Raw genomic sequence first — 26,290 nt, 5'->3', positions numbered from 1 at the left:
GGATAAGGTCATGCGCCATCGTAAGAGTGGTCGTCAACTGAACCGCAACAGCAGCCATCGCCAGGCTATGTTCCGCAACATGGCAGGTTCACTGGTTCGTCATGAGATCATCAAGACGACCCTGCCTAAAGCGAAAGAGCTGCGTCGCGTAGTTGAGCCGCTGATTACTCTTGCCAAGACTGACAACGTTGCTAATCGTCGTCTGGCATTCGCCCGCACTCGTGATAACGAGATCGTGGCAAAACTGTTTAATGAACTGGGTCCGCGTTTCGCGAGCCGTGCAGGTGGTTACACTCGTATTCTGAAGTGTGGCTTCCGTGCTGGTGACAATGCTCCGATGGCTTACATCGAGCTGGTTGATCGCGCCGAGTCTCAAACAGAAGCTGCTGCAGAGTAATCTGTAGTAACGTAGAAAAACCGGGCTTGCCCGGTTTTTTTATATCCAGAATATCCCTTTCTCTCTCTTTTCCCCGTATTCTTGTATTACGCCTGACAAATCTGAGGTCGCTATGTGGTTGCTCGATCAATGGGCAGAACGGCATATTCTTGATGCACAGCGAAACGGAGAGTTCGACAGCCTGACCGGCAGCGGTGAGCCAATATTGCTCGACGATGATAGTCATGTCCCTCCCGAGCTTCGTGCTGGATACCGTCTGCTAAAAAATGCAGGCTGTTTGCCGCCAGAAATGCAGCAGAGGAAGGATGCACTTGAACTGGTTGATCTGCTGAAGACGGTGCATGTTCAGAGTGAGGAGTACCGGGTCATGAGCAAAAAACTTGCTCTTCTTGAACTCAAACTTCGCCAGGCGGGCATAAACACCGAGTTCTTACGCGGTGAATATGCCGCAAAACTGTTGCAGCGTATCGATGAGGTAAAATGATGTTTCGTATAGGTGAACTAGCAAAACTGGCGGATGTGACGCCGGACACTATTCGTTACTACGAAAAGCAAAACATGATGGATCACGAAGTGCGAACGGAGGGTGGTTTTCGCCTATACAGCGACAGCGATCTTCAGCGCCTTAAATTCATCCGCTACGCTAAGCAGCTTGGTTTTACGCTTGAGGCCATCCGGGAACTGTTATCGATCCGTATCGATCCTGAGCATCATACTTGCCAGGAATCTAAAGGGATTGTGCAGAGCAGATTGAGCGAGGTTGAGTCAAAAATCAAGGAATTGCAGAATATGCGACGTTCCCTGCAGCGTCTGAACGATGCCTGCTGTGGCAGCGCGCACAGTAGCGTTTACTGTTCTATCCTTGAAGCGCTGGAACAGGGCGCCAGCAGTAAAAAATAGCCGCTTGATCTTTTATTGGCCGAGGCATAGACTCGCGGCGATCATTTAACCCATCTGGAGTGAGTATGAGCACTAAATACCGCCATCAAAAAGGGCAAATTAAAGATAACGCCATTGAGGCTCTGTTACATGACCCGTTGTTCAGGCAAAGAGTAGAGAAGAATAAGAAAGGGAAAGGCAGTTATCAGCGTAATGAGAAACATGGGAAGCGGAGTAACTGGGAGGCCAGTGGCAAACAAGCAATTAGCTTTTTTACCACTGGCCTTCTGCTTTTAGTAGCCAGTATTAATTTCGTTGATTCTGTTCTTTCAGCAGGTCGCGAATTTCGCTCAGCAGCACTTCCTCTTTAGATGGTGCCGGAGGGGCCGCAGGTTCTTCAGCCTTTTTACGATTCAGTTTATTGATAACTTTGATAGCCATGAAGATAGCAAACGCGACAATCACGAAGTCAAAAATATTCTGAATAAATACGCCGTAGTGCATGACTACCGCAGGTACATCGCCCTGGGCATCGCGCAATGTTAAAGCAAACTGTTTAAAGTCAACGCCACCAATCAGCAAACCCAGTGGCGGCATAATAATATCCGCTACCAGTGAGGAAACAATCTTCCCGAATGCTGCACCAATAATCACACCCACTGCCAAATCAACAACATTCCCGCGCATCGCGAATTCGCGAAACTCTTTTAAAATACTCATTTATCTCTCCTTGTGCCGGCTGACAGTAATAATTCTAACAAAGGATGCCTTAATTTCCATTGCTACAGGAAATAAGAATTTTTGTTAATTCCATAATTTTAAAATGGTTTTCGTGTGGAGTAACGGGGCAGCAATATTTCTGCCCCGTTGAGTTTAGAGGAAGAATGGGCTGGGCTGGAACAGGCGTTCGACATCGCTGACAAACTTCTTATCCGTTAAGAACATAATAACGTGGTCGCCCTGTTCTATACGGAGGTTGTCGTTGGCAATCATGACATCATTGCCGCGTACAACTGCACCAATGATAGTGCCTGGCGGCAGTTTTATCTCGTCGATGACTCGACCCACAACGCGAGAGGTGCTTTCATCTCCGTGAGCGACTGCCTCGATGGCTTCTGCAACGCCGCGGCGAAGAGATGAAACGCCCACAATATCGGCTTTGCGCACATGCCCGAGGAGAGCAGAAATGGTTGCCTGCTGAGGTGAAATCGCAATATCAATCACGCTCCCCTGCACTAAATCGACATAGGCATTACGCTGTATAAGGACCATGACTTTTTTGGCCCCCATTCGCTTAGCCAGCATGGCCGACATGATATTGGCTTCATCATCATTGGTGACCGCAATAAAGAGATCGACCTGATCGATGTGTTCCTCTGCCAGTAACTCCTGATCTGAAGCATCACCATAAAATACGATGGTGTTTTGCAGCATTTCCGCGAGCTCAGAAGCTCGCTGCTGATCGCGCTCGATCAGTTTTACGCTGTAATCTTTCTCGAGGCGGTGCGCTAAACCTGCACCGATATTGCCGCCACCTACCAGCATGATGCGCTTGTATGGTTTTTCCAGGCGCTGAAGCTCGCTCATTACCGCGCGGATATTTTGCGAAGCGGCGATAAAGAAGACCTCGTCGCCTGCTTCAACAATTGTTGACCCCTGGGGACGAATAGGACGGTCGTGGCGGAAAATGGCCGCCACACGAGTATCGATGTGCGGCATATGTTCGCGCATGGTGGACAGTGCATTACCCACCAGTGGGCCGCCATAGTAAGCTTTTACCACGGCCAGGCTAACTTTCCCTTCGGCAAAATTCACGACCTGAAGCGCACCCGGGTACTCAATCAGGCGGTAAATATTGTCGATAACCAGTTGCTCAGGAGCAATCAGGTGATCGATGGGGACAGCTTCTGCATTGAACAGCTTCTCTGCATCGCGAACATAGTCGGGTGCTCGAATGCGGGCGATTCTGTTCGGTGTATTAAACAGTGAATAGGCGACCTGACAAGCAATCATGTTCGTTTCGTCAGAGCTGGTTACTGCAACCAGCATGTCGGCGTCATCGGCCCCTGCTTCACGAAGTACGCGGGGATGGGAGCCGTGGCCCTGAACTACGCGTAGGTCGAACTTATCCTGCAGGCTGCGCAGGCGAGCCTGGTTCGTGTCGACGACGGTAATATCGTTGTTTTCACCGACCAGGTTTTCCGCCAGAGTGCCACCGACCTGGCCTGCACCCAGAATGATTATTTTCATCGTTTATCGCTTCACGAGGGATGAAACTAATGACTCACCCAGCAGGGGAGTCAGCTCTTAATTAGCTTAGCGTAATAGAAGCCGTCGCCGTCGTCTGCTGCAGGCAGATTTTGAATGCCCGGTGCCTTCTCGTCACCGGTTTCCACCAGTTTGGCATCGACATGGCGCGCCAGAAACGCGCTCACCTGATCTTTATTCTCGTCAGGCAGAATAGAACAGGTGGCATAGACAAGCGTACCGCCGGATTTAAGGTGAGGCCAGATAGCATCCAGAATCTCTTTTTGCAGGGCGACCAGCTCCGCAATATCCCTGTCGCGGCGCAGCCACTTGATATCGGGATGGCGGCGAATAACGCCGGTTGCTGAGCACGGTGCGTCAAGCAGAATACGGTCAAACTTAGTTTCGCCACACCACTGCGCAGGGAAGCGGCCATCGCCCTGTTTCACTTCTGCTTTCATGCCAAGGCGCTCAAGATTTTCATGCACGCGTTTCAGGCGCTGAGCGTCAACGTCGACGGCCATAACTTTCGCATTCGGTGCGGCTTCCAGGATATGCGTCGTTTTACCACCCGGTGCGGCACAAAGATCCAGAATGGTATCGCCATTTTGCGGATCTAAAAGATCAACGCTACCCTGAGCCGAAGCATCCTGCACGGTCACCCAGCCTTGTTCAAAACCAGGTAATGCCTGAACGGGGGCCGGTGAGTCAAGGCGAACAGCATCACGGTATTTGGGATGCACATGGCCTTCCAGACCTGCCTCAGCCAGCAAAGCCATCCATGCTTCACGGGTATGATGCTGGCGGTTTACACGCAGCCACATCGGAGGGCGCTGGTTATTGGCATCGACAATGGATTCCCAGCAGTCCGGATACGCTTTTTTCAAGCGCTGCAGTAGCCAGGTCGGGTGCAGAAAACGACTTTCATGCTTAGCCGCTTCCGCCATCAGGTTTTCTTGCTGACGCTGGAACTGGCGTAGAACACCATTGATTAAGCCTTTAAAAGCCTGGCGTTTGATGGCGATGGCGCCCTCAACGGTTTCAGCCAGCGCAGCATGCGCAGGAATGCGGGTATACAGAAGCTGATAAATGCCGACCATAATTAAGTAATGGATCGTACGCTGCTTTCCGGTCATCGGGCGGGACATCAGTTTGCCAACCAGCCAGTCCAGCTGCGGAAGAGTACGCAGCACGCCAAAGCACAGCTCCTGCAGCAGGGCCCTGTCTTTATCAGACACTTTCTGCTGTACCGCAGGCAGTACATTACTTAATGATTGTCCTTGTTCGACAACTTGTTCAATCGTTTGGGCAGCCAGGCTGCGAAGGTTTAGTGTTTTTTTCATTATCGTGCTCTGGTTTTTCCAGCGCTATAAACAAAAATGCCCAGGTTACCCTGGGCGTATAAATGCGGCTTTATCAGGCGAGGACTGTTCCTGGTTCAAACCACTCACGGCGTGAATTCAGGAGATCCTGCGCTTTCATGGCTTTTTTACCCGCAGGCTGCAGTTCTTCAAGATTCAGAATGCCATCGGAGGTCGCAACCTGAATGCCTTGTTTACTGGCGGCAACAATGGTGCCCGGTGCTGAATTTGCCTGAGTGTTGATGACCGACGCGCGCCAGACTTTTAGCGGCTGCCCGTCGATTTCCAGCCAGCTCATTGGCCATGGGTTAAAGGCACGAATACAGCGTTCCAGTTGAGCTGCGGAGAGGTTCCAGTTGATACGGGCCTCTTCTTTGCTAAGTTTCTCAGCATAGGTCACCAGCGCTTCGTCCTGAACCTCTGGCATAGCCGTGCTGTTGGCTAGTTGTTCAAGAGTGTCCAGGAGGCCTTTAGGACCGAGTCCTGCGAGCTTATCGTAGAGGGTACCGCTGGTGTCTTCTGCCTCAATCGGGCAAGAGAGTTTATACAGCATATCGCCGGTATCGAGGCCGATGTCCATTTGCATGATGGTGACGCCTGTTTCTGCATCGCCGGCCCAGAGAGAACGCTGAATTGGTGCTGCACCGCGCCAGCGTGGCAGCAGTGAGCCATGAACATTTACGCAGCCCAGACGAGGCATATCAAGCACCGGCTGAGGCAAAATCAGGCCATACGCAACCACAACCATAACATCGGCATTGAGGTCGGCAACCAGCTGCTGGTTTTCTGCTTTACGCAGCGTAGCGGGTTGAAAGACAGGGATGCCTTTCTCTTCCGCCAGCACCTTAACCGGGCTTGGCATGAGTTTTTTACCGCGGCCTGCCGGGCGATCTGGCTGGGTAAAGACCCCAACGACCTGGTGCTGAGAAGACAACAGCGCGTCAAGGTGACGCGCTGCAAAATCGGGAGTTCCGGCGAAAATAATACGCAGAGAATCTGACACGTGGTTTGTTGTCCTTAAGCTTTCGCTTTCAAACGGTCAAGTTTTTCAACTTTCTGGCGAATACGCTGCTGTTTTAGCGGCGACAGATAATCGATAAACAGCTTACCGACCAGATGATCCATTTCGTGCTGGATACAAATAGCCAGCAGGCCGTCCGCCTCCAGTTCAAAGGCTTTACCGTCACGACCGAGCGCGCGAATTTTCACTTTTTCCGCACGGGGTACTAGCGCACGCTGTTCAGGGATGGACAGGCAACCTTCTTCAATACCGGTCTCACCGCTTTTTTCCAGCAGTTCCGGATTAATCAGCACCAGCTGTTCGTCACGGTTTTCAGACACATCAATCACGATGATGCGCTGGTGAATATCAACCTGTGTAGCCGCCAGGCCAATGCCTTCTTCGGCATACATCGTATCGAACATATCATCAACGATACGCTGAATGTCCGCATTCACTTCTTCAACCGGTTTAGCGACTTTGCGAAGGCGCTCGTCGGGAATATGTAATACTTGCAAAACTGCCATAAATATCCAGAGCTGTGTTCAGTAGTAGAAAGGATTATTCCCTCTATTCTAGACATTTCCCCGGCTGATTGACAGCATCAGTGACCAATCGCAAGGATTGCTTTGATGGCCTGTGGCAAGGGGAAAAGGTGCAAAGAACGGAGATTTGGTTACGCCTTATGGCAGTTAAGGGGCTGAGCGGCAATAAGTATCTAAAAATAGCCCACTTCCTGGAGCGCTGCCCAGTGGTCGAAAGGGAGAGTCTGCTCGCGGCGGGATTAAATCCCCATGAATATGCATTATTTAAGGCATTTGATGAGCGCCAACTTGAAGCCAGCCTTCTCTGGCTTGAGGAACCGAATCACAGTCTGTTGACGGCAGAAGATGACCTCTATCCTGAGCAACTCAGGGCCATAAATGACTATCCCGGCGCTCTGTTTGTGGCCGGTAAACTTTCACTACTCAGCCAAAACCAGATGGCGGTTGTCGGCAGCCGCAACCTGTCAGATTACGGTGAACGTTTTTGCCGACAGTTTTGCGAAGTGCTTGCACAGTCTGGGTTGGTGATAACCAGCGGCCTGGCATTGGGCATCGATGGCGTGGCACACCGTGCAGCTCTCCGAGTAAAAGGCAAAACAATAGCGGTGTTAGGTAATGGATTAGGCAGCGTGCACCCTAAACGGCATGTGATGCTGGCCCGGCAAATTCTGGATCAGGAAGGGGCCGTGCTTTCCGAGTTTCCGCTTTCTTGCACGCCCTGGCCCTCGAACTTTCCGTGGCGCAACCGTGTTATCAGTGGGTTGAGTAGAGCCGTCTTTGTCGTAGAGGCCGGTGAGAGAAGTGGGTCGCTGGTGACTGCCCGCTATGCCGTTGAACAAGGTAGAGAGGTTTTTGCTCTGCCCGGTACGATAGGAAGTCCGGGGAGCGATGGCCCGCACTGGCTTATTCAGCAGGGGGCAAATTTGGTGCGAAGTCCGCAGGATATCCTCGATTATCTCTCCTCTGAACTCCACTGGCTTCCCGCTTCGCACAATGTGTCAATATATTCGCCAAATCAACAGGACGGCGCATTGCCATTTCCCCATCTGTTGGCTAACGTAGGAGATGAGGTTACACCTGTTGACGTCGTCGCTGAACGTGCCGGCCAACCTGTGCCAGAGACGGTAGCTCAGTTACTCGAACTGGAGTTAGCAGGATGGATCGCAGCTGTACCCGGCGGCTATGTCCGATTGAGGAGGGCATGCCATGTTCGACGTACTAATGTACTTATTTGAAACCTACATCCACAGCGAAGCAGAAATGCGCGTTGATCAGGATAAGCTGACGAGCGATCTCACCGACGCTGGTTTTGATCGTGAGGACATTTTTAACGCATTAGTGTGGCTTGAAAAGCTGGCCGACTATCAGGATGGTTTGACCGAACCGATGCAGCTTGCTGCCGATCCTCTCTCTATGCGGATTTTCACCGCAGAAGAGAGCCAGCGGCTTGATGCAGACTGTCGGGGCTTTTTACTGTTCCTTGAACAGATTCAGGTGCTAAATCTCGAAACCCGCGAAATGGTGATTGAGCGCGTGCTGGCGCTGGACACGGCAGAATTCGAACTGGAAGATCTGAAGTGGGTTGTGCTGATGGTGCTATTCAACATTCCAGGGTGTGAAAACGCCTACCAGCAAATGGAAGAATTACTCTTCGAGGCAAATGAAGGTATGCTGCACTAAATTGAGTTGCAGCATGAGATGTCAATGGCCAAGTCAGCACTGTTCTCGGTGCCAAAAAATGAACCCTGCCCCCAATGCGGGGCAGAGTTAGCAATACGTTCCGGTAAACATGGCCCATTTTTGGGCTGTTCCCACTACCCGGAATGCGATTATGTTCGCCCGCTAAAGAGCCAAGCCGATGGCCATATTGTTAAAGTGCTTGATGGCCAGCAATGCCCAGTTTGCCAGGCAACGTTAGTGCTACGTCAGGGGCGGTTTGGCATGTTTATCGGCTGCAGCAATTACCCTGAATGCGAACACACGGAAATCATTGATAAACCCGATGAGACAGCAATAGCGTGCCCTCAATGCCAGAAAGGGCAGCTGGTTCAGCGTCGTTCACGCTACGGTAAAACCTTCTGGTCCTGTAACAGCTATCCGGACTGTCAGTTTGTCATTAATTTTAAACCGGTAGCGGGCATCTGTTCTGAATGCCAGTATCCGCTGCTTATTGAAAAGAAAACGGCCCAGGGTGTGAAACGCTTCTGTGCCAATAAACAATGTGGAAAGCCGGCAACGGCGGAACAAGCCAGTGAACAATAACCTGCCTGAAGGCCAGCTCGCGCAGATCGTAGCGGCCCTGAAAGAACAACAAGTCATCGCTTACCCAACCGAAGCCGTTTTTGGCGTTGGTTGCGATCCCGACAGTGAACTCGCGGTTACCCGCCTGCTCGAGCTTAAACAACGTCCGGTAGAAAAGGGGCTTATCCTGATCGCCGCCGATTTTGAGCAACTGACACCTTATATAGACGCCGCTGCGCTGAGCGAAGCGCAGCTTTCGGTGGTGTTTTCAAACTGGCCTGGCCCGGTGACGTTTGTTTTCCCGGCTCTGCCTTCAACACCAAAATGGCTGACCGGACGTTTTGATTCGCTGGCGGTTCGTGTGACCAACCATCCGCTAGTAAAAGAGCTGTGTCTTGCCTACGGTAAACCACTGGTGTCTACCAGTGCGAACCTCACAGGTCTGCCTCCGTGCCGCACCTCGCAAGAAGTCCAGCAGCAGTTTGGCGAGAGCTTCCCGGTGCTTATGGGGGAGACGGGTGGGCGACTTAACCCTTCAGAAATACGCGATGCCTTAACCGGCGAGCTCTTCCGTCAGGGGTGATTATGGAAACTTTCGCCGTTTTTGGTAACCCCATCCAGCACAGCAAATCCCCTCTTATTCATCGCCATTTCGCTGAACAATTGGGCATTGAACATCCTTATGGACGCGTGCTTGCTCCGTTAGACACCTTTGTTGAAACACTTGACGCCTTTTTTAACACAGGGGGAAAGGGCGCCAATGTCACCGTACCTTTTAAAGAACAGGCTTTTGCTCGTGCAGACGAGCTAACAGAGCGGGCGGCGCTTGCCGGGGCGGTAAATACGCTTAAGCGGCTGGAAGATGGGCGTTTGCTTGGGGACAATACGGACGGAATTGGCTTGTTGAGCGATCTTGAACGTTTGAAATTGATCCGACCCGGCGATCGTATTCTGCTGGTGGGCGCTGGCGGTGCCGCCCGCGGCGTGCTGTTGCCATTGTTATCATTAGATTGTGCGGTCACGATAACCAACCGAACGTTTGCCAAAGCGGAACAGCTCGCTGATTTGTTTAGCCATACGGGTAGCGTTAACGCGGTCGAGATGGATCAGCTCGAAGGGCATGAATTCGATTTGCTGATCAACGCCACCTCCAGCGGGATTGGTGGTGAGATCCCTGCGTTGCCGGTTTCTCTTCTTTCCCACCGTGTGAGCTGCTATGACATGTTTTACCAGAAGGGACTGACGCCGTTCTTGAGCTGGGCCGTCGGCCACGGCGTAGTGCATCACGCAGACGGTCTTGGCATGCTGGTGGGGCAGGCCGCACACGCCTTCATGCTTTGGCACGGGGCTATGCCGGATGTTGCGCCGGTTATTGAGGCGTTGAAAAGAGAAATGACGGCGTGAACCAGGCCATTCAGTTCCCGGATCGTGAAGTCTGGGATGAAGAGCGGCAGGCTATCCGTTTTCCGGCGCTAGTGCAGGGGTTCCAGGTTGAGTGCGCGATAGGCTCATCGGCCCTTGCCGGCCGCTTCGGCGGCAAGGGCGCCGAAGAGTGGCTGTTGTTGTTTCGGCAACATCGTTGGGATCTTGAGGAAGAAGCCGAAAGTCTGATCGAAAGTGAGCAGGAAGGCGATCAAGGATGGTACTGGCTATCCTGAGCCAGATACTCATCTTTCCAGCGAACATAATTGTTAGCGGAGTAGGTTAATCCGGCCAGCTCCGTTTCAGTCAGACGGCGAATCTGCTTCACCGGACTGCCTAAATAGAGAAAGCCGCTTTCCAGGCGCTTGTTCTGGGGGACCAGGCTACCGGCACCAATCATCACATCATCTTCTACTACTACACCGTCCAATAGGATCGACCCCATTCCGACCAGGACGCGATTGCCGATCGTGCAGCCATGCAGCATAACCTTATGGCCCACCGTCACATCTTCACCGACAGCCAGCGGATTCCCTTCAGGTTTATAAGAAGACTTATGGGTAACATGAAGCACGCTTCCATCCTGAATATTGGTGCGTGCTCCAATTGTCACGGTGTTTACGTCACCGCGAATGGCAACCAACGGCCAGATGCTGACATCATCCCCCAGTTTTACATCACCAATTGCCACGCTGGTGGGATCAACCATGACTCGTTCACCGAGTTGAGGGAACGTTTTTTGAAAAGCACGCAGTACCGCAGACATACACACCTCAGGGAAATTCATTACATGAATAGACTGTGGCCGCTTTCTTGAGCAATGGCAAGGGAGTAAAGGGCCGAAAAGAGGGCAGATCGAACAGGATCTCATCGAAAAGTGTGAAAACTAAACATTCAGAAAAAAAGATCGAAAAAGTACTTGTGCTAAAAAGTGGGATCCCTATAATGCGCCTCCATCGAGACGGCACAGTGAATCACTTCACAAAATGGCCGGTTCGATAAAGAGAAAAAATCCTGAAAATCGGGGTTGACTCTGAAAGAGGAAAGCGTAATATACGCCACCTCGAGTTAGCAAGCGAAAGCGCCTAACTCACTGCTCTTTAACAATTTATCAGACAATCTGTGTGGGCACTCGCAGGATTGATATCTCAGCATCTTCGGATGCAAACAAATATCAAGTCTTGAAGAGTGACTACTGATTTTATAAACAGTTTTAATTCTTTGAGCATCAAACACTTTTAAATTGAAGAGTTTGATCATGGCTCAGATTGAACGCTGGCGGCAGGCCTAACACATGCAAGTCGAGCGGTAGCACGGGGAGCTTGCTCCTGGGTGACGAGCGGCGGACGGGTGAGTAATGTCTGGGGATCTGCCTGATGGAGGGGGATAACTACTGGAAACGGTAGCTAATACCGCATAACGTCGCAAGACCAAAGAGGGGGACCTTCGGGCCTCTTGCCATCAGATGAACCCAGATGGGATTAGCTAGTAGGTGGGGTAATGGCTCACCTAGGCGACGATCCCTAGCTGGTCTGAGAGGATGACCAGCCACACTGGAACTGAGACACGGTCCAGACTCCTACGGGAGGCAGCAGTGGGGAATATTGCACAATGGGCGCAAGCCTGATGCAGCCATGCCGCGTGTATGAAGAAGGCCTTCGGGTTGTAAAGTACTTTCAGCGAGGAGGAAGGCATTAAGGTTAATAACCTTAGTGATTGACGTTACTCGCAGAAGAAGCACCGGCTAACTCCGTGCCAGCAGCCGCGGTAATACGGAGGGTGCAAGCGTTAATCGGAATTACTGGGCGTAAAGCGCACGCAGGCGGTTTGTTAAGTCGGATGTGAAATCCCCGGGCTCAACCTGGGAACTGCATTCGAAACTGGCAAGCTTGAGTCTTGTAGAGGGGGGTAGAATTCCAGGTGTAGCGGTGAAATGCGTAGAGATCTGGAGGAATACCGGTGGCGAAGGCGGCCCCCTGGACAAAGACTGACGCTCAGGTGCGAAAGCGTGGGGAGCAAACAGGATTAGATACCCTGGTAGTCCACGCCGTAAACGATGTCGACTTGGAGGTTGTGCCCTTGAGGCGTGGCTTCCGGAGCTAACGCGTTAAGTCGACCGCCTGGGGAGTACGGCCGCAAGGTTAAAACTCAAATGAATTGACGGGGGCCCGCACAAGCGGTGGAGCATGTGGTTTAATTCGATGCAACGCGAAGAACCTTACCTACTCTTGACATCCAGAGAACTTTCCAGAGATGGATTGGTGCCTTCGGGAACTCTGAGACAGGTGCTGCATGGCTGTCGTCAGCTCGTGTTGTGAAATGTTGGGTTAAGTCCCGCAACGAGCGCAACCCTTATCCTTTGTTGCCAGCGGTTCGGCCGGGAACTCAAAGGAGACTGCCAGTGATAAACTGGAGGAAGGTGGGGATGACGTCAAGTCATCATGGCCCTTACGAGTAGGGCTACACACGTGCTACAATGGCGCATACAAAGAGAAGCGACCTCGCGAGAGCAAGCGGACCTCATAAAGTGCGTCGTAGTCCGGATTGGAGTCTGCAACTCGACTCCATGAAGTCGGAATCGCTAGTAATCGTAGATCAGAATGCTACGGTGAATACGTTCCCGGGCCTTGTACACACCGCCCGTCACACCATGGGAGTGGGTTGCAAAAGAAGTAGGTAGCTTAACCTTCGGGAGGGCGCTTACCACTTTGTGATTCATGACTGGGGTGAAGTCGTAACAAGGTAACCGTAGGGGAACCTGCGGTTGGATCACCTCCTTACCTAATAGATACAACCCGCGTAGTGCTCACACAGATTGTCTGATAGAAAACGAGCAGTAAAACCTTATAGGCTTGTAGCTCAGGTGGTTAGAGCGCACCCCTGATAAGGGTGAGGTCGGTGGTTCAAGTCCACTCAGGCCTACCAAATTTTCCCCTGTTCTGCGTTGCACCTCAGATTCGCATACTTAAGTATGTGTCGCTAAGTTGCGCCTTGACCAGATGAAAATTAACGGTAATCAAAGGTTTTACGAAATCGATGGGGCTATAGCTCAGCTGGGAGAGCGCCTGCCTTGCACGCAGGAGGTCAGCGGTTCGATCCCGCTTAGCTCCACCATCATTTCGCGCACAAAACTTACTTCAGAGTGTACCGGTGACGGTGTACTGCGAAGTATTTGCTCTTTAACAATCCGGAACAAGCTGAAAATTGAAACGACATGTCGTCTCGTTCTTCCGTAATAAAGAATGAGGTTAAGACATGTTCGAGTCTCTCAAATTTTCATAATCTGAAGTGAAACATCTTCGGGTTGTGAGGTTAAGCGACTAAGCGTACACGGTGGATGCCCTGGCAGTCAGAGGCGATGAAGGACGTGCTAATCTGCGATAAGCGTCGGTAAGGTGATATGAACCGTTATAGCCGGCGATTTCCGAATGGGGAAACCCAGTGTGATTCGTCACACTATCATTGCGTGAATACATAGCGTAATGAAGCGAACCGGGGGAACTGAAACATCTAAGTACCCGAGGAAAAGAAATCAACCGAGATTCCCCCAGTAGCGGCGAGCGAACGGGGAGCAGCCCAGAACCTGAATCAGTTTGTGTGTTAGTGGAAGCGTCTGGAAAGTCGCAGGGTACAGGGTGATACTCCCGTACACTAAAATGCACATACTGTGAGTTCGAAGAGTAGGGCGGGACACGTGGTATCCTGTCTGAATATGGGGGGGACCATCCTCCAAGGCTAAATACTCCTGACTGACCGATAGTGAACCAGTACCGTGAGGGAAAGGCGAAAAGAACCCCGGCGAGGGGAGTGAAAAAGAACCTGAAACCGTGTACGTACAAGCAGTGGGAGCCTCTTTATGGGGTGACTGCGTACCTTTTGTATAATGGGTCAGCGACTTATATTCTGTAGCAAGGTTAACCGTATAGGGGAGCCGCAGGGAAACCGAGTCTTAACTGGGCGTTAAGTTGCAGGGTATAGACCCGAAACCCGGTGATCTAGCCATGGGCAGGTTGAAGGTTGGGTAACACTAACTGGAGGACCGAACCGACTAATGTTGAAAAATTAGCGGATGACTTGTGGCTGGGGGTGAAAGGCCAATCAAACCGGGAGATAGCTGGTTCTCCCGAAAGCTATTTAGGTAGCGCCTCGTGAACTCATCTTCGGGGGTAGAGCACTGTTTCGGCTAGGGGGCCATCCCGGCTTACCAACCCGATGCAAACTACGAATACCGAAGAATGTTATCACGGGAGACACACGGCGGGTGCTAACGTCCGTCGTGAAGAGGGAAACAACCCAGACCGCCAGCTAAGGTCCCAAAGTCATGGTTAAGTGGGAAACGATGTGGGAAGGCACAGACAGCCAGGATGTTGGCTTAGAAGCAGCCATCATTTAAAGAAAGCGTAATAGCTCACTGGTCGAGTCGGCCTGCGCGGAAGATGTAACGGGGCTAAACCATGCACCGAAGCTGCGGCAGCGACACTATGTGTTGTTGGGTAGGGGAGCGTTCTGTAAGCCGTTGAAGGTGAACTGTGAGGTTTGCTGGAGGTATCAGAAGTGCGAATGCTGACATAAGTAACGATAAAGCGGGTGAAAAGCCCGCTCGCCGGAAGACCAAGGGTTCCTGTCCAACGTTAATCGGGGCAGGGTGAGTCGACCCCTAAGGCGAGGCCGAAAGGCGTAGTCGATGGGAAACAGGTTAATATTCCTGTACTTGGTGTTACTGCGAAGGGGGGACGGAGAAGGCTATGTTAGCCGGGCGACGGTTGTCCCGGTTTAAGCATGTAGGCGGGAAGTTTAGGTAAATCCGGACTTCTGTTAACGCTGAGGTGTGATGACGAGGCACTACGGTGCTGAAGTAACAAATGCCCTGCTTCCAGGAAAAGCCTCTAAGCATCAGGTAACATTAAATCGTACCCCAAACCGACACAGGTGGTCAGGTAGAGAATACCAAGGCGCTTGAGAGAACTCGGGTGAAGGAACTAGGCAAAATGGTGCCGTAACTTCGGGAGAAGGCACGCTGTCGGTAAGTGAAACCCCTCGCGGGTGGAGCTGAAGGCAGTCGAAGATACCAGCTGGCTGCAACTGTTTATTAAAAACACAGCACTGTGCAAACACGAAAGTGGACGTATACGGTGTGACGCCTGCCCGGTGCCGGAAGGTTAATTGATGGGGTTATCCGTAAGGAGAAGCTCTTGATCGAAGCCCCGGTAAACGGCGGCCGTAACTATAACGGTCCTAAGGTAGCGAAATTCCTTGTCGGGTAAGTTCCGACCTGCACGAATGGCGTAATGATGGCCAGGCTGTCTCCACCCGAGACTCAGTGAAATTGAAATCGCTGTGAAGATGCAGTGTACCCGCGGCAAGACGGAAAGACCCCGTGAACCTTTACTATAGCTTGACACTGAACATTGAGCCTTGATGTGTAGGATAGGTGGGAGGCTTTGAAGCGTGGACGCCAGTCTGCGTGGAGCCAACCTTGAAATACCACCCTTTAATGTTTGATGTTCTAACGTAGACCCGTGATCCGGGTTGCGGACAGTGTCTGGTGGGTAGTTTGACTGGGGCGGTCTCCTCCTAAAGCGTAACGGAGGAGCACGAAGGTTAGCTAATCACGGTCGGACATCGTGAGGTTAGTGCAAAGGCATAAGCTAGCTTGACTGCGAGAGTGACGGCTCGAGCAGGTGCGAAAGCAGGTCTTAGTGATCCGGTGGTTCTGAATGGAAGGGCCATCGCTCAACGGATAAAAGGTACTCCGGGGATAACAGGCTGATACCGCCCAAGAGTTCATATCGACGGCGGTGTTTGGCACCTCGATGTCGGCTCATCACATCCTGGGGCTGAAGTAGGTCCCAAGGGTATGGCTGTTCGCCATTTAAAGTGGTACGCGAGCTGGGTTTAGAACGTCGTGAGACAGTTCGGTCCCTATCTGCCGTGGGCGCTGGAGAATTGAGGGGGGCTGCTCCTAGTACGAGAGGACCGGAGTGGACGCATCACTGGTGTTCGGGTTGTCATGCCAATGGCATTGCCCGGTAGCTAAATGCGGAAAAGATAAGCGCTGAAAGCATCTAAGCGCGAAACTTGCCCCGAGATGAGTTCTCCCTGACTCCTTGAGAGTCCTGAAGGAACGTTGAAGACTACGACGTTGATAGGCTGGGTGTGTAAGCGTAGCGATACGTTGAGCTAACCAGTACTAATGATCCGTGAGGCTTAACCTTACAACACCGAAGGTGTTTTTAGAGAGATTTTCAGCTTAGTTCAGGATTAGATTGATGGTCACGGGAGTGACGGTCAATGACAGAATTTGCCTGGCGGCCGTAGCGCGGTGGTCCCACCTGACCCCATGCCGAACTCAGAAGTGAAACGCCGTAGCGCCGATGGTAGTGTGGGGTCTCCCCATGCGAGAGTAGGGAACTGCCAGGCATCAAATTAAGCGTGCTGATATGGCTCAGTTGGTAGAGCGCACCCTTGGTAAGGGTGAGGTCCCCAGTTCGACTCTGGGTATCAGCACCACTTTATTAGGTTAAAGTTCGGCGCGTAGAAAAGAATTTGCCTGACGGCCGTAGCGCGGTGGTCCCACCTGACCCCATGCCGAACTCAGAAGTGAAACGCCGTAGCGCCGATGGTAGTGTGGGGTCTCCCCATGCGAGAGTAGGGAACTGTCAGGCATCAAATAAAACAAAAGGCCCAGTCGAAAGACTGGGCCTTTTGTTTTGCCTGCTGTTTGTCGGGGAGCACTTTTGAATGCCGCTGGCGGCGGCCTGAAGAGTAACGGGCAAGAAAGCCCGGCATACAACTGCCAGGCATCAAATTAAGCAATAACCCCGCCCGAAAGGCCGGGGTTTTTTGCTTTCTGAGATATGCAAAACAGCATTAAAAAGGCCGCATTAGCGGCCTGTGTTGTGTCAGTGGATTACCTGAGAAAGAAAAGCACGAGTGCGCTCTGATTTGGGATGGGCAAAAAACTCCTCAGGCGGGGCCTGTTCTACGATCTCTCCGCGATCCATAAAGATAACCCTGTCGGCAACAGTGCGGGCAAAGCCCATTTCGTGTGTAACGCACAGCATCGTCATGCCGGATTCTGCCAGGCCAATCATGGTATCCAGCACTTCTTTCACCATTTCCGGGTCAAGGGCAGACGTGGGTTCGTCGAACAGCATGATTTTAGGTTTCATGCATAACGAGCGGGCAATGGCCACGCGCTGCTGCTGGCCACCGGATATTTGCCCCGGGAATTTATGCGCATGTTCAGCGATTCGCACTCGCTCAAGGTAATGCATCGCCAGTGCCTCGGCTTCTTTCTTCGGCATCTTACGCACCCAAATCGGGGCCAGGGTACAGTTCTGCAGAACGGTTAAATGCGGGAACAGGTTAAAGTGCTGGAAGACCATCCCGACTTCGGTACGGACTTTTTCTATATTACGGAGATCGTCATTCAGCTCTGTGCCGTCGACGACAATACGCCCCTGCTGATGCTCTTCAAGGTGGTTAATGCAGCGAATAGTCGTTGATTTCCCGGAGCCTGATGGCCCACACAGCACGATACGCTCGCCTTGCTTCACATTGAGATTAATATCTTTTAAAACATGGAATTGCCCATACCATTTGTTCACGTTTTCCAGCGTGATCATCGTGTCGGCAGCCTGCAGTGTCATTTTACTCATGATAATCCTTAGTGCGGCGTACGGCCGGTGTGGAAGCGCTTTTCAAGGTGTTGGCTATAGCGCGACATACTGAAACAGAAAATCCAATAAACGATAGCGGCAAAGACATAGCCTTCCGTCGACATGCCTAACCAGGCCGGATCTACAGTAGCCTGCTGTACGCTGCTAAACAGATCGAACAGGCCGATGATTATCACCAGGCTGGTATCTTTAAACAGGGCAATAATCGTGTTCACCAGGCCCGGGATCACCAGCTTCAGGGCCTGAGGTAAAATCACCAGGCCCTGCGTTTTCCAGTAACCCAGCGCCAATGACTCTGCGGCCTCATATTGCCCTTTCGGCAGAGCCTGTAACCCGCCCCGAACTACCTCGGCCACATAGGCCGACTGAAACAAAATCACCCCAACTAACGCCCGAATAAGTTTATCGATGGTGGTGCCTTCCGGCAGAAACAGCGGCAGCATCACCGAGGACATGAAAAGTACCGTAATCAGCGGTACGCCCCGCCAGAATTCGATAAACATTATCGAGAGGACTCGCACGACCGGCATGCGCGAGCGTCTGCCCAATGCCAGTACAATACCCAGCGGCAGGGCGCCTGCGATGCCGACGGAAGCAATGATCAGCGTGAGCGTTAATCCGCCCCAGAGACGAGTCTCCACGCGCTCCAGCCCCAGGAACCCGCCATACATCAATACCCAGACGAGGATCGGATAGGCTACTGCCCAGCCGGCGATATAGCGGCCACGGTGGGGAAGTGACTTCCAGAACATTGCTGCCACGGAAAGTAGCCCAATGATGAGGGCAAGGTTGATGCGCCAGCGCTGATCGTGCGGGTAAAGCCCATACATGAATTGCCCGAAACGCGCGTGGATAAATACCCAACATGCTCCACCTTTGGTGCAGTCGGTCCGCGTTTCACCCACCCAGTTAGCCTGAAATATCATCCAGTCCAGAAGCGGAGGGATAAGTGTCCACATCAGCCCGAGGCAAAGCAGCGTGAGCAGAGTGTTCAGCCAACTGGAGAAGAGATTTTTACGCATCCAGCGCCAGATTCGTTCCGGGTGGTTACCTGCCGGACGGGCGCCGTGCGCCGCTAAAACTTTAGTCATCGACATTCCTTAGCGCTCGACCAGGGCGATACGGCGGTTATAGACATTCATCAGCAGCGAGATAACCAGGCTGATAAGCAAATAAACGGACATCGTGATAGCGATGGTTTCTATCGCCTGGCCCGTCTGGTTCAGCACGCTGCCGGCAAACAGCGAAACCATATCCGGATAACCAATGGCCGCTGCCAGCGAGGAGTTTTTGACGATGTTCAGGTACTGGCTGGTCAATGGCGGGATAATGACTCTCAGCGCCTGGGGCACAATCACCTGGCGAAGTGTGACCTGCTTAGGCAGGCCCAGGGACAAAGCCGCCTCATGCTGACCAAAGGGCACGGACTGAATACCCGAGCGAATGATTTCCGCGATAAACACCGAGGTGTAAACCGACAGCGCCAGCGTTAAGGCCGCCAGCTCAGGAATTAGTACAATCCCACCGCTGAAGTTGAAGCCGTGCAGGACTGGAATATCCCAATGCAGCGCGGCTCCGAAGATCAAATGCGCCAGCATCGGTAGCGCAACGATCAAGGCGATCGTCACCGGCCAGGTACGACGTATCTGCCCGGTTCTCATCTGGTGCATTTTGTTATAGCGATACAGACCCGCAGAGACGATCAGCGCACACAGAATGGCAGCCGCAAATGCCAGCAAACCTTCCCCCATCCCTGGCGCCGGAAGAGACAACCCGCGATTGCTCAGATACATCAGGCCGAAGGCATCCAGCGCCTGACGTGGGCCCGGCAGATTACGCAGAACGGCAAAGTACCAGAAGAAAATTTGCAGCAGCGGGGGGATGTTGCGAAATGTCTCTATATAGAAGGTGGAGAGCTTACGCACCAGCCAGTTATCAGAGAGTCGTGCCAGGCCAACAAAAAAGCCGATAAACGTAGCGAATACAATGCACAGGACAGACACCAGGAGGGTATTCAACAGGCCAACGACAAAGACTTTGCCGTAGGTATCTCCCTGATCGTAATCAATCAGATGCTGGACAATGCCGAACCCTGCGGCGCGATCGAGAAAGGCAAAACCGGAAGTAATACCGCGGCTGTCCAGGTTGGTAATAGTGTTGTGAATCAAATAAACCGCCACGCCAATAACAAAGGCGATGGCGACTATCTGATACAGCCAGGCGCGAACCGAGGGGTTAGAAAAAGATAAGTCGGCCTTCACGGCTGGGCGGTGATGACGCATAAGCAAACCTCAGTAACAGGAACATAGATCTGGGGCACTGCACCGGGCAGTGCCCTGGTCTGGTATTTCGCTTAGCGAACTGGTGGGGCGTACTGAATCCCGCCGTTGTTCCAGAGGTTGTTCTGGCCGCGTTTGATTTTCAGCGGGCTTTGGGCGCCGACGTTGCTCTCGAAAATCTCAGCGTAGTTGCCGACCTGCTTAACGATGTTGTAGGCCCATTTATTGTCCAGCTTCAGGTCTTTGCCGAAATCACCTTCTTTTCCTAACAGGTGCGCCATATCCGGAGTGGTTGGATTGGCGGCCATCTGGTCGACGTTTTTAGAGTTGATGCCCATCTCTTCGGCATTCAGCATGGCGAACAGCGTCCAGCGCACGATAGAGAACCAGTCATCGTCACCCCGGCGTACTACAGGCCCCAGCGGTTCTTTAGAGATGACTTCCGGCAGCACGAGCCATTCAGCCGGGTTACTGAGCTTGATGCGCAGGGCATACAGCTGTGATTGATCTGAGGCCAGGGTATCGCAGCGCCCGGACTCCAGCGCTTTGGCGGACTCGTCTGAGCGGTCAAAGGTTACCGGCGTGTACTTCATGTTATTGGCTTTGAAGTAGTCTGCGACGTTCAGCTCGGTGTCCGTCCCCGCCTGAATACAAACTGTTGCGCCGTCGAGCTCTTTCGCACTTTTGAGGCCGGCTTTATTGTGGGTCAGGAAGCCAATGCCGTCGTAGTAAGTCACCCCGGTGAACACCATCCCCATTCCCGCATCGCGGGAGGAAGTCCAGGTGGTGTTACGAGAGAGGATATCTACCTCGCCGGACTGCAGAGCAGTAAAGCGCTCTTTCGCGGTCAGCGGGGTGTATTTCACTTTAGAAGCATCGCCGAAGACGGCCGCCGCAACGCCACGGCACACATCCACATCGATACCGGTAAATTTGCCGCTGCCGTCAGCGTAAGAAAAGCCTGGCAAACCGTCACTGATCCCGCATTGCACGAAGCCCTTCTTTTTGACGGCATCCAGCGTGGTGCCGGCATGAGCCTGATTAGCCATCGCAAACAGCGTGCCGGTAGCGACCAGAGTGGCGATCATCATCTTCTTCATAAATGCATCCTGAGTGGCGAAATTATCGTTATTGGCGAAATGGCTTCCGGGAGGAGCCAGATCCGTATTCGTGGCAAGTGCCCGAGTCATAGTCTTTAAAGCAAAGTGGATGCCAGGTTTATAAGGGGAACGTCTTACGCAGCAGAAGGCAGACAGCAATAGAGAAAAGGGCAAAAAAATGCGCAAAAAAAATGCGCCGAAATAGTGCAGGGCTGCAACTAACGGCGCATTTCAGAGCAAAATGATTCAGATGTTGCAGGGAGAGGGCACAAAAAAAGCGCGAGTGTCTCGCGCTTTGTCAGAGAGGAGGCGTTATTTGGTAAGCGCCACGATACCCAGGGCAACGCCAGCCACTGCGGCTGTGCCGGCGGCAATAGCGCCTGCGGTTTCCCAGTTATCCTGGGTAGTGCCTTTCATACAGGTATTGGTGTGCACCAGGCGCCCCTGGTCGTCATAGACCGGTACGCAAGGGGAGTCGGTCGCACAGCCTGCCAGAAACGTAGTGAGCAATGCGACGGCGATGAATTTAGTCATTTTGAACCTCGGTTTAACCAAACGCCGGAACAGGGATTGCTCTCGCGGGACCCCATAAAGGTACGAAGCTTTCACGGATGCTGCACCGGTGTGAATGTGGCTATTTTACCACTGCGTCTCAGACCACAGGATCGGGGAATAATTGCAAAGCGTGTGAAGTGTAAACAAAGTGAAGGAAAAGGCCGCACAGCGATAAATGATGGGGAAAAACGTCAGATTTGAAGCGCAGAAAAGAGAAAAGGCGCTTTCCCATGCCGAGTCGCGCCTTTTCACAACACTAACTGATTAGTATCAGTTCATGCCGTATTTTTTCAGTTTCTTACGCAGCGTACCACGGTTGATGCCCATCATCAGGGCAGCGCGGGTCTGGTTGCCACGGGTGTATTGCATCACCATGTCCAACAATGGCTGCTCTACTTCAGCCAGTACCAGCTCATACAGGTCATTCACATCTTGACCGTTCAGTTGAGCAAAATAGTTCTTCAGTGCCTGTTTCACGGAATCACGCAGGGGTTTTTGGGTTACCTGATCCTGAGAGTTAACGGTAGAAACGGTCAGTACGTCAGAATTTACGCGTTGTTCGAACATAGTTCTGTCAGCTCTTTATTTCTGTTTACGCAAAATTTTCGAAGTATGCCTCCAACGCCTCCAGCTGTTCGCTGGCATCCTCAATGGCGTTGAATGTGCGCCGAAACTGGTCATTTGGAGCGTGCTCCTGGAGATACCAGGATACGTGTTTACGAGCAATTCGGTAACCTTTTACATCGCCATAAAAGCTATGCAGTTCCCGAACGTGCGAGCAAAGTAAGCGCTTCACCTCTGCCAGAGGCAAGGGGGGCAGCAGCTCTCCAGTGTCCAGATAATGCTGGATTTCCCGAAAGATCCAGGGTCTTCCCTGAGCCGCACGGCCTATCATCAGGGCATCAGCCCCCGTATAGTCAAGTACGGCTCTGGCTTTAAGCGGGTCAGTAATGTCACCATTCGCGATAATCGGAATGGAAACTTTCTGCTTAACTGCCCGAATGCTGTCGTATTCAGCATCGCCCTGGAATAAACAGGCGCGTGTGCGTCCATGAATTGTCAGAGCCTGAATCCCACAGTCTTCAGCCAGTTGGGCAATCTCTACACAGTTACGGTGCGCGGGCTCCCAGCCGGTACGAATCTTCAACGTCACAGGAACATCCACTGCCTTCACTACCGTCGTCACGATGTCCTTTACCAGACTCGGGTACTGCAGAAGGGCTGAACCTGCCAGCTTACGATTCACCTTTTTTGCCGGACAACCCATATTGACATCAATAATCTGGGCGCCATTAGCCACGTTAATTCGCGCGGCTTCTGCCATCTCTTCCGGTACGCTGCCGGCAATTTGCACGGTGCGAATACCCGGTTCATCCACATGAACCATGCGTAAACGGGACTTGTCGCTCGCCCAAACTTCCGGGTTAGAGGACATCATCTCGGAAACGGTTAACCCGGCTCCCATCTCGTAGCACAGCGTCCTGAATGGTCTGTCAGTAATGCCAGCCATAGGTGCTGCGATCAGGCGATTTCTGAGCTGGTGGTGTCCGATGCGCATGAGTTAAGAAATGACCATACTGTGCCTGCAAGGCGGCGTATATTACGCATTTTTCGCACGAGATGAAAGGCCAAACTTTGAACAATCCTCTGTCACAGATCAATGAAGCGGCAACAAGTGTGGCCAGAATAAACAATTAATCAAATTAATCAGTGGGTTAGGATTTTTCGTTTATTTCGTGCTGTTTTAAATTTTCCTGAAAGTTAGCAGAAATATGCTGTCGAACAGGGGGTTTTCACCAGATAAACCGCTGTTTTTGTGGTCAGATTTGGTTTATTTATGCGAACAAGCTCTCATTTTTGGATGTGGCTTGCTCACTAAAACTGGCTAAAAACGGCACACGGCGCGGCGTCCGTATGCCGGTATTTTCATCAGCCGTACTTGCGCCCGGTGATGCGGCACCACTCTTCTTTTTCCGCGACCGGATCAAGCGTGAACTTATCGGCATAAGCTTCACACACTCCTTCGGCCTGGCTTGCCAGAACGCCGGAAAGGCCAAGGAAGCCACCCTCCACGGGCAGGACGCTGATTAATGGCGCTAACTCGCGCAAAGGGCCTGCAAGGATGTTTGCGACCACCACATCGGCGCTCATGGCTTCTGGTTGATCTTTCGGCAGGTAAAGCTCAAGCCGCTCTGAAACACCGTTGCGCTCGGCGTTATCACGGCTCGCCTGAATTGCCTGTGGATCGATATCGATACCGATAGCTTTTGCGGCCCCCAGTTTAAGGGCTGCAATCGCCAGGATCCCGGAGCCGCAGCCGAAGTCGATCACGGTTTTTCCCGCCAGATCCAGGCCGTCGAGCCATTCCAGGCACAGCGAGGTGGTTGGGTGGGTGCCGGTGCCAAACGCAAGCCCCGGGTCGAGCATCACGTTCACCGCGTTTTCGTCCGGCACATCGCGCCAGCTTGGGCAGATCCACAGTCGATTGCCGAAGCGCATTGGGTGGAAGTTGTCCATCCATTCGCGCTCCCAGTCTTTATCTTCCAGCTGTTCTACTTTGTGGTGGAAGCCCTGGCCCAGTAAAGGACAGTTCTCAAGGATAGCGACAACGTCTTCCATGTCGGTTTCCGCGTCATACAGGCCGATAACGTCGGTATCGCCCCAAAGGCGAGTTTCACCCGGGAGCGGTTCAAAGACCGGCGTGTCGTGGGTGTCCTGGAAAGTGACGGAAACCGCCCCGCTTTCAATCAGCGCATCGCCTAAGCTTTCAGCGTTGCCGCCGGTGGTGTTAATTTTCAGTTGGATCCATGGCATGGCGAAACTCTTTATTTATCAGTAGTGGAAACAAGAAGGGGCTCCGGAACGGTACGACCAAAACGGTTACCTATCAGGAACGCCAGCAAGCTGAATAGCAGCGAGGGCACAATCGGGTGGAAGCCCAGGAGCTGCAGGCCGAAACTGGCGAGCACCGCGTACAGCACGCCGCCGACAATCATGCCGCTAAGCGCGCCCGCAGCATTAGCTTTCTCCCAATAGAGGCCCAGCACCAGCGGCCACAGGAAAACGGCCTCCAGGCCCCCGAAGGCCAGCAGATTAAGCCAGATAATCATTTCCGGCGGCCGCCAGGCAGCCAGCATCATCAGGATGCCCAGCACCAGCGTAGTGGTGGTAGAAATACGCTTCAGGCGGCGCTCCTGACGAATTTTAGTCGGACTTGCGCTAAGCCACAGGTCTTTCACGATCGTCGCTGACGCCTGCAGCAAGTGTGCGTTAACGTTGGACATAATGGCGGCCATTGGCGCGGCCAGGAATAGCCCAGCGGCCCACGGCGGCAGGACCTTCATCATCAGCGTAGGGATCACCAGGTCCGGCACCGTCAATCCCGGCAGAACCGCTCTACCCAGCGCACCCGCAAGGTGCATACCCAGCATCAGAATCGCGACCACAATAGTGCCGATGATAATACCGCGGTGGACGGCCTGACTGTCTTTATAAGAGATGCAGCGTACCGCCGTGTGGGGCAGGCCGATAACGCCAAAACAGACCAGCACCCAGAAGGAGGCCATAAACGTGGGCGTCAGAATGTCGCCTGCGCCCTGGGGGCTGACGAGTTTCGGATCGATATGCTCTAACGTTTGTACCGCGTTGCCCAACCCGCCTGCGGCATGAACCACGCCGACCAGCAGCACAATGGTGCCTATCAGCATTACCATGCCCTGCATGGTGTCGTTGAGTACGCTGGCGCGGAAGCCACCAAAGGAAGTATAGAGCGCGATGGTGATCCCGAAAATCAGCAGGCCGGTTTCATACTTTATCCCCGCCGCCGTTTCCAGCAGCCTCGCACCGCCGATAAACTGTACGGCAATCGCGCCGACAAACGCGACCAGCAGGCTGATGCTGGCAATCCAGACGACGGCCCGATTCTGGTAGCGGGCCTGAAGCATGTCATTCAGCGTAATGGCGTTATAGCGACGCGCCAGGATAGCGAATTTCTTCCCGAGAATACCCAGAGAAAGCCAGATGGTCGGGATCTGAATCATAGCCAGCAGCACCCAGCCCAGGCCGAACTTATAGGCGGCGCCCGGTCCGCCGATAAACGAGCTGGCGCTAATGTAGGTGGTGGTGAGCGTCATGGCCAGCACGAAGCCGCCCATGGAACGGCTGCCGAGGAAATATTCACTCAGAAAGGTGCCGGAGGTGCGCTGACGCATGGCGTACACGGAAAGGCCAAAGACCGCGATCAGGTAGATAACCAGCACGGCAATAACTTCATTTTGCATGGTCATCCCCCAGAGGAATATCGCGGAAGAGGAGTTTCACCATCAGCCAGCAAAGCAGGATAAAAAGCAGCGGTACCAGCAGGCAGGCCATCTCGAACCAGTGAGGTAGTCCGGTTATGCCCTGCGTGTTATCAGGTAAGTAAGCAGCCACTAACCATGCGGCAAGATAGAGCAAGGTCAGCCAGAGCGCCCAGCGCGCTTCTTTATGGGCCTGAACAAAACGGTTGTCCATTTTTGTCCCTTGAGTTCGCGGAAAGCGGGGATTGTAACGCATCCATCCTGTCGGAGGATAAAAAAAGAAA

25 protein-coding genes, 3 tRNA genes and 4 rRNA genes are annotated in these 26,290 nt (G+C 52.7%); 16 read left to right on the top strand and 16 right to left on the bottom strand.

Annotation, left to right across the window (positions count from 1 at the left end; genetic code table 11):
- Positions 1-10 precede the first annotated feature (10 nt).
- The 3 genes from rplQ to zntR all read left to right on the top strand — a co-directional run bounded on the left by rplQ (position 11) and on the right by zntR (position 1,297).
- Positions 11-397, top strand: a complete 387-nt coding sequence (rplQ, locus tag VW41_21615; protein ID AJZ91427.1) for a 50S ribosomal protein L17 — start codon at positions 11-13, stop codon at positions 395-397.
- Positions 398-509: 112 nt separating this feature from the next.
- Positions 510-881, top strand: a complete 372-nt coding sequence (locus VW41_21610) for a hypothetical protein (GenBank protein ID AJZ91426.1) — start codon at positions 510-512, stop codon at positions 879-881.
- Positions 881-1,297, top strand: coding sequence for a zinc-responsive transcriptional regulator (gene zntR / locus VW41_21605; GenBank protein ID AJZ91425.1), 417 nt, complete (start codon positions 881-883; stop codon positions 1,295-1,297). The genes VW41_21610 and zntR overlap by 1 nt, the downstream gene beginning before the upstream one ends.
- 285 nt (positions 1,298-1,582) lie before the next feature.
- Here zntR and mscL read toward each other — a convergent pair whose 3' ends face one another.
- The 5 genes from mscL to VW41_21580 form a co-directional block, all read right to left on the bottom strand.
- Positions 1,583-1,996, bottom strand: a complete 414-nt coding sequence (gene mscL, locus VW41_21600) for a large-conductance mechanosensitive channel (GenBank protein ID AJZ91424.1) — start codon at positions 1,994-1,996, stop codon at positions 1,583-1,585.
- A 153-nt stretch (positions 1,997-2,149) separates the two neighbouring features.
- Positions 2,150-3,526: a potassium transporter peripheral membrane component gene (trkA, locus tag VW41_21595; protein AJZ91423.1), complete on the bottom strand. Its 1,377-nt coding sequence runs from the start codon at positions 3,524-3,526 to the stop codon at positions 2,150-2,152.
- A gap of 50 nt (positions 3,527-3,576) precedes the next feature.
- Complete coding sequence (locus tag VW41_21590; GenBank protein AJZ91422.1) at positions 3,577-4,866, bottom strand: 16S rRNA methyltransferase; 1,290 nt, start codon at positions 4,864-4,866, stop codon at positions 3,577-3,579.
- A 73-nt stretch (positions 4,867-4,939) separates the two neighbouring features.
- Positions 4,940-5,887: a methionyl-tRNA formyltransferase gene (gene fmt / locus VW41_21585; protein AJZ91421.1), complete on the bottom strand. Its 948-nt coding sequence runs from the start codon at positions 5,885-5,887 to the stop codon at positions 4,940-4,942.
- A 14-nt stretch (positions 5,888-5,901) separates the two neighbouring features.
- The gene (locus VW41_21580) at positions 5,902-6,411 is read right to left on the bottom strand and encodes a peptide deformylase (protein AJZ91420.1); all 510 of its coding nucleotides are present in this window, start codon (positions 6,409-6,411) and stop codon (positions 5,902-5,904) included.
- 128 nt (positions 6,412-6,539) lie between these two features.
- Between VW41_21580 and VW41_21575 the strand changes: the two genes are divergently transcribed.
- Genes VW41_21575 through VW41_21550 form a run of 6 tightly spaced genes read left to right on the top strand, consistent with a single transcriptional unit; the run spans position 6,540 to position 10,328 of the window.
- Positions 6,540-7,664 (top strand): DNA processing protein DprA, encoded by a 1,125-nt coding sequence (locus VW41_21575; GenBank protein AJZ91419.1) that lies wholly within the window; start codon positions 6,540-6,542, stop codon positions 7,662-7,664.
- Positions 7,636-8,109, top strand: coding sequence for a hypothetical protein (locus VW41_21570; protein ID AJZ91418.1), 474 nt, complete (start codon positions 7,636-7,638; stop codon positions 8,107-8,109). Before VW41_21575 ends, VW41_21570 begins: the two co-directional genes overlap by 29 nt.
- 24 nt (positions 8,110-8,133) lie before the next feature.
- On the top strand, positions 8,134-8,691 hold the full coding sequence (locus VW41_21565) for a hypothetical protein (protein ID AJZ91417.1): 558 nt from the start codon (positions 8,134-8,136) through the stop codon (positions 8,689-8,691).
- A complete protein-coding gene (locus tag VW41_21560) occupies positions 8,681-9,253 on the top strand; it encodes a tRNA(ANN) t(6)A37 threonylcarbamoyladenosine modification protein (protein AJZ91416.1) in 573 nt (190 codons plus the stop codon). Before VW41_21565 ends, VW41_21560 begins: the two co-directional genes overlap by 11 nt.
- Positions 9,254-9,255: 2 nt before the next feature.
- The gene (locus VW41_21555) at positions 9,256-10,074 is read left to right on the top strand and encodes a shikimate dehydrogenase (GenBank protein AJZ91415.1); all 819 of its coding nucleotides are present in this window, start codon (positions 9,256-9,258) and stop codon (positions 10,072-10,074) included.
- Complete coding sequence (locus VW41_21550; GenBank protein ID AJZ91414.1) at positions 10,071-10,328, top strand: hypothetical protein; 258 nt, start codon at positions 10,071-10,073, stop codon at positions 10,326-10,328. The genes VW41_21555 and VW41_21550 overlap by 4 nt, the downstream gene beginning before the upstream one ends.
- Here VW41_21550 and VW41_21545 read toward each other — a convergent pair.
- The gene (locus VW41_21545; protein AJZ91413.1) at positions 10,304-10,858 is read right to left on the bottom strand and encodes a hypothetical protein; all 555 of its coding nucleotides are present in this window, start codon (positions 10,856-10,858) and stop codon (positions 10,304-10,306) included. The genes VW41_21550 and VW41_21545 overlap by 25 nt on opposite strands.
- Before the next feature lie 472 nt (positions 10,859-11,330).
- Between VW41_21545 and VW41_21540 the strand changes: the two genes are divergently transcribed.
- The 7 genes from VW41_21540 (at position 11,331) to VW41_21510 (ending at position 16,757) form a co-directional block, all read left to right on the top strand.
- A 16S ribosomal RNA gene (locus tag VW41_21540) occupies positions 11,331-12,881 on the top strand.
- Between the two features lie 59 nt (positions 12,882-12,940).
- Positions 12,941-13,017 (top strand) — tRNA-Ile (locus VW41_21535).
- 113 nt (positions 13,018-13,130) lie between these two features.
- Positions 13,131-13,206, top strand: a tRNA-Ala gene (locus VW41_21530).
- Between the two features lie 187 nt (positions 13,207-13,393).
- A 23S ribosomal RNA gene (locus tag VW41_21525) occupies positions 13,394-16,325 on the top strand.
- A gap of 71 nt (positions 16,326-16,396) precedes the next feature.
- Positions 16,397-16,512: ribosomal RNA gene (locus VW41_21520) — 5S ribosomal RNA — on the top strand.
- A gap of 14 nt (positions 16,513-16,526) precedes the next feature.
- Positions 16,527-16,602, top strand: a tRNA-Thr gene (locus VW41_21515).
- Positions 16,603-16,641: 39 nt separating this feature from the next.
- A 5S ribosomal RNA gene (locus tag VW41_21510) occupies positions 16,642-16,757 on the top strand.
- Together the 16S, 23S and 5S rRNA genes with 3 tRNA genes alongside form the textbook arrangement of a ribosomal RNA operon.
- A 237-nt stretch (positions 16,758-16,994) precedes the next feature.
- Here VW41_21510 and VW41_21505 read toward each other — a convergent pair.
- From VW41_21505 to VW41_21460, 10 genes are all read right to left on the bottom strand, one after another.
- Positions 16,995-17,753 carry an ABC transporter ATP-binding protein gene (locus VW41_21505; GenBank protein AJZ91412.1) on the bottom strand — a complete coding sequence of 253 codons (759 nt, stop codon included), beginning with the start codon at positions 17,751-17,753 and terminating at the stop codon, positions 16,995-16,997.
- Positions 17,754-17,761: 8 nt separating this feature from the next.
- Complete coding sequence (locus VW41_21500) at positions 17,762-18,865, bottom strand: amino acid ABC transporter permease (GenBank protein AJZ91411.1); 1,104 nt, start codon at positions 18,863-18,865, stop codon at positions 17,762-17,764.
- 9 nt (positions 18,866-18,874) lie between these two features.
- Positions 18,875-20,056 (bottom strand): amino acid ABC transporter permease, encoded by a 1,182-nt coding sequence (locus tag VW41_21495; GenBank protein AJZ91410.1) that lies wholly within the window; start codon positions 20,054-20,056, stop codon positions 18,875-18,877.
- 71 nt (positions 20,057-20,127) lie between these two features.
- A complete protein-coding gene (locus VW41_21490; GenBank protein AJZ91409.1) occupies positions 20,128-21,153 on the bottom strand; it encodes an amino acid ABC transporter substrate-binding protein in 1,026 nt (341 codons plus the stop codon).
- Positions 21,154-21,465: 312 nt separating this feature from the next.
- Entirely contained in the window at positions 21,466-21,687 is a 222-nt protein-coding gene (locus VW41_21485) for a membrane protein (protein ID AJZ91408.1), read from the bottom strand.
- Between the two features lie 291 nt (positions 21,688-21,978).
- Positions 21,979-22,275 (bottom strand): Fis family transcriptional regulator, encoded by a 297-nt coding sequence (gene fis, locus VW41_21480; protein AJZ91407.1) that lies wholly within the window; start codon positions 22,273-22,275, stop codon positions 21,979-21,981.
- 25 nt (positions 22,276-22,300) lie between these two features.
- Positions 22,301-23,266, bottom strand: coding sequence for a tRNA-dihydrouridine synthase B (locus VW41_21475; protein ID AJZ91406.1), 966 nt, complete (start codon positions 23,264-23,266; stop codon positions 22,301-22,303).
- A 371-nt stretch (positions 23,267-23,637) separates the two neighbouring features.
- A complete protein-coding gene (gene prmA, locus VW41_21470) occupies positions 23,638-24,522 on the bottom strand; it encodes a ribosomal protein L11 methyltransferase (GenBank protein ID AJZ91405.1) in 885 nt (294 codons plus the stop codon).
- Between the two features lie 11 nt (positions 24,523-24,533).
- Positions 24,534-25,988, bottom strand: a complete 1,455-nt coding sequence (gene panF / locus VW41_21465; GenBank protein AJZ91404.1) for a sodium/panthothenate symporter — start codon at positions 25,986-25,988, stop codon at positions 24,534-24,536.
- Complete coding sequence (locus VW41_21460) at positions 25,978-26,220, bottom strand: hypothetical protein (GenBank protein AJZ91403.1); 243 nt, start codon at positions 26,218-26,220, stop codon at positions 25,978-25,980. The genes panF and VW41_21460 overlap by 11 nt, the downstream gene beginning before the upstream one ends.
- Positions 26,221-26,290 lie beyond the last annotated feature (70 nt).

This window comes from Klebsiella michiganensis, from assembly GCA_000963575.1.
Classification (GTDB): domain Bacteria; phylum Pseudomonadota; class Gammaproteobacteria; order Enterobacterales; family Enterobacteriaceae; genus Cedecea; species Cedecea michiganensis_A.
This window is presented reverse-complemented; position numbering and strand designations above follow the sequence as displayed.

Excerpts from the sequence above, each read along its gene's own strand:
- VW41_21500 (AJZ91411.1), bottom strand. The coding sequence starts at position 18,865 with ATGACTAAAGTTTTAGCGGCGCACGGCGCCCGTCCGGCAGGTAACCAC.
- zntR (AJZ91425.1), top strand. The coding sequence starts at position 881 with ATGTTTCGTATAGGTGAACTAGCAAAACTGGCGGATGTGACGCCGGAC.
- prmA (AJZ91405.1), bottom strand. The coding sequence starts at position 24,522 with ATGCCATGGATCCAACTGAAAATTAACACCACCGGCGGCAACGCTGAA.
- trkA (AJZ91423.1), bottom strand. The coding sequence starts at position 3,526 with ATGAAAATAATCATTCTGGGTGCAGGCCAGGTCGGTGGCACTCTGGCG.
- VW41_21495 (AJZ91410.1), bottom strand. The coding sequence starts at position 20,056 with ATGCGTCATCACCGCCCAGCCGTGAAGGCCGACTTATCTTTTTCTAAC.
- rplQ (AJZ91427.1), top strand. The coding sequence starts at position 11 with ATGCGCCATCGTAAGAGTGGTCGTCAACTGAACCGCAACAGCAGCCAT.
- VW41_21505 (AJZ91412.1), bottom strand. The coding sequence starts at position 17,753 with ATGAGTAAAATGACACTGCAGGCTGCCGACACGATGATCACGCTGGAA.
- panF (AJZ91404.1), bottom strand. The coding sequence starts at position 25,988 with ATGCAAAATGAAGTTATTGCCGTGCTGGTTATCTACCTGATCGCGGTC.
- VW41_21610 (AJZ91426.1), top strand. The coding sequence starts at position 510 with ATGTGGTTGCTCGATCAATGGGCAGAACGGCATATTCTTGATGCACAG.
- VW41_21460 (AJZ91403.1), bottom strand. The coding sequence starts at position 26,220 with ATGGACAACCGTTTTGTTCAGGCCCATAAAGAAGCGCGCTGGGCGCTC.
- VW41_21485 (AJZ91408.1), bottom strand. The coding sequence starts at position 21,687 with ATGACTAAATTCATCGCCGTCGCATTGCTCACTACGTTTCTGGCAGGC.
- VW41_21590 (AJZ91422.1), bottom strand. The coding sequence starts at position 4,866 with ATGAAAAAAACACTAAACCTTCGCAGCCTGGCTGCCCAAACGATTGAA.
- VW41_21490 (AJZ91409.1), bottom strand. The coding sequence starts at position 21,153 with ATGAAGAAGATGATGATCGCCACTCTGGTCGCTACCGGCACGCTGTTT.
- VW41_21580 (AJZ91420.1), bottom strand. The coding sequence starts at position 6,411 with ATGGCAGTTTTGCAAGTATTACATATTCCCGACGAGCGCCTTCGCAAA.
- VW41_21475 (AJZ91406.1), bottom strand. The coding sequence starts at position 23,266 with ATGCGCATCGGACACCACCAGCTCAGAAATCGCCTGATCGCAGCACCT.
- VW41_21555 (AJZ91415.1), top strand. The coding sequence starts at position 9,256 with ATGGAAACTTTCGCCGTTTTTGGTAACCCCATCCAGCACAGCAAATCC.
- VW41_21565 (AJZ91417.1), top strand. The coding sequence starts at position 8,134 with ATGGCCAAGTCAGCACTGTTCTCGGTGCCAAAAAATGAACCCTGCCCC.
- VW41_21570 (AJZ91418.1), top strand. The coding sequence starts at position 7,636 with ATGTTCGACGTACTAATGTACTTATTTGAAACCTACATCCACAGCGAA.
- mscL (AJZ91424.1), bottom strand. The coding sequence starts at position 1,996 with ATGAGTATTTTAAAAGAGTTTCGCGAATTCGCGATGCGCGGGAATGTT.
- fis (AJZ91407.1), bottom strand. The coding sequence starts at position 22,275 with ATGTTCGAACAACGCGTAAATTCTGACGTACTGACCGTTTCTACCGTT.
- VW41_21545 (AJZ91413.1), bottom strand. The coding sequence starts at position 10,858 with ATGTCTGCGGTACTGCGTGCTTTTCAAAAAACGTTCCCTCAACTCGGT.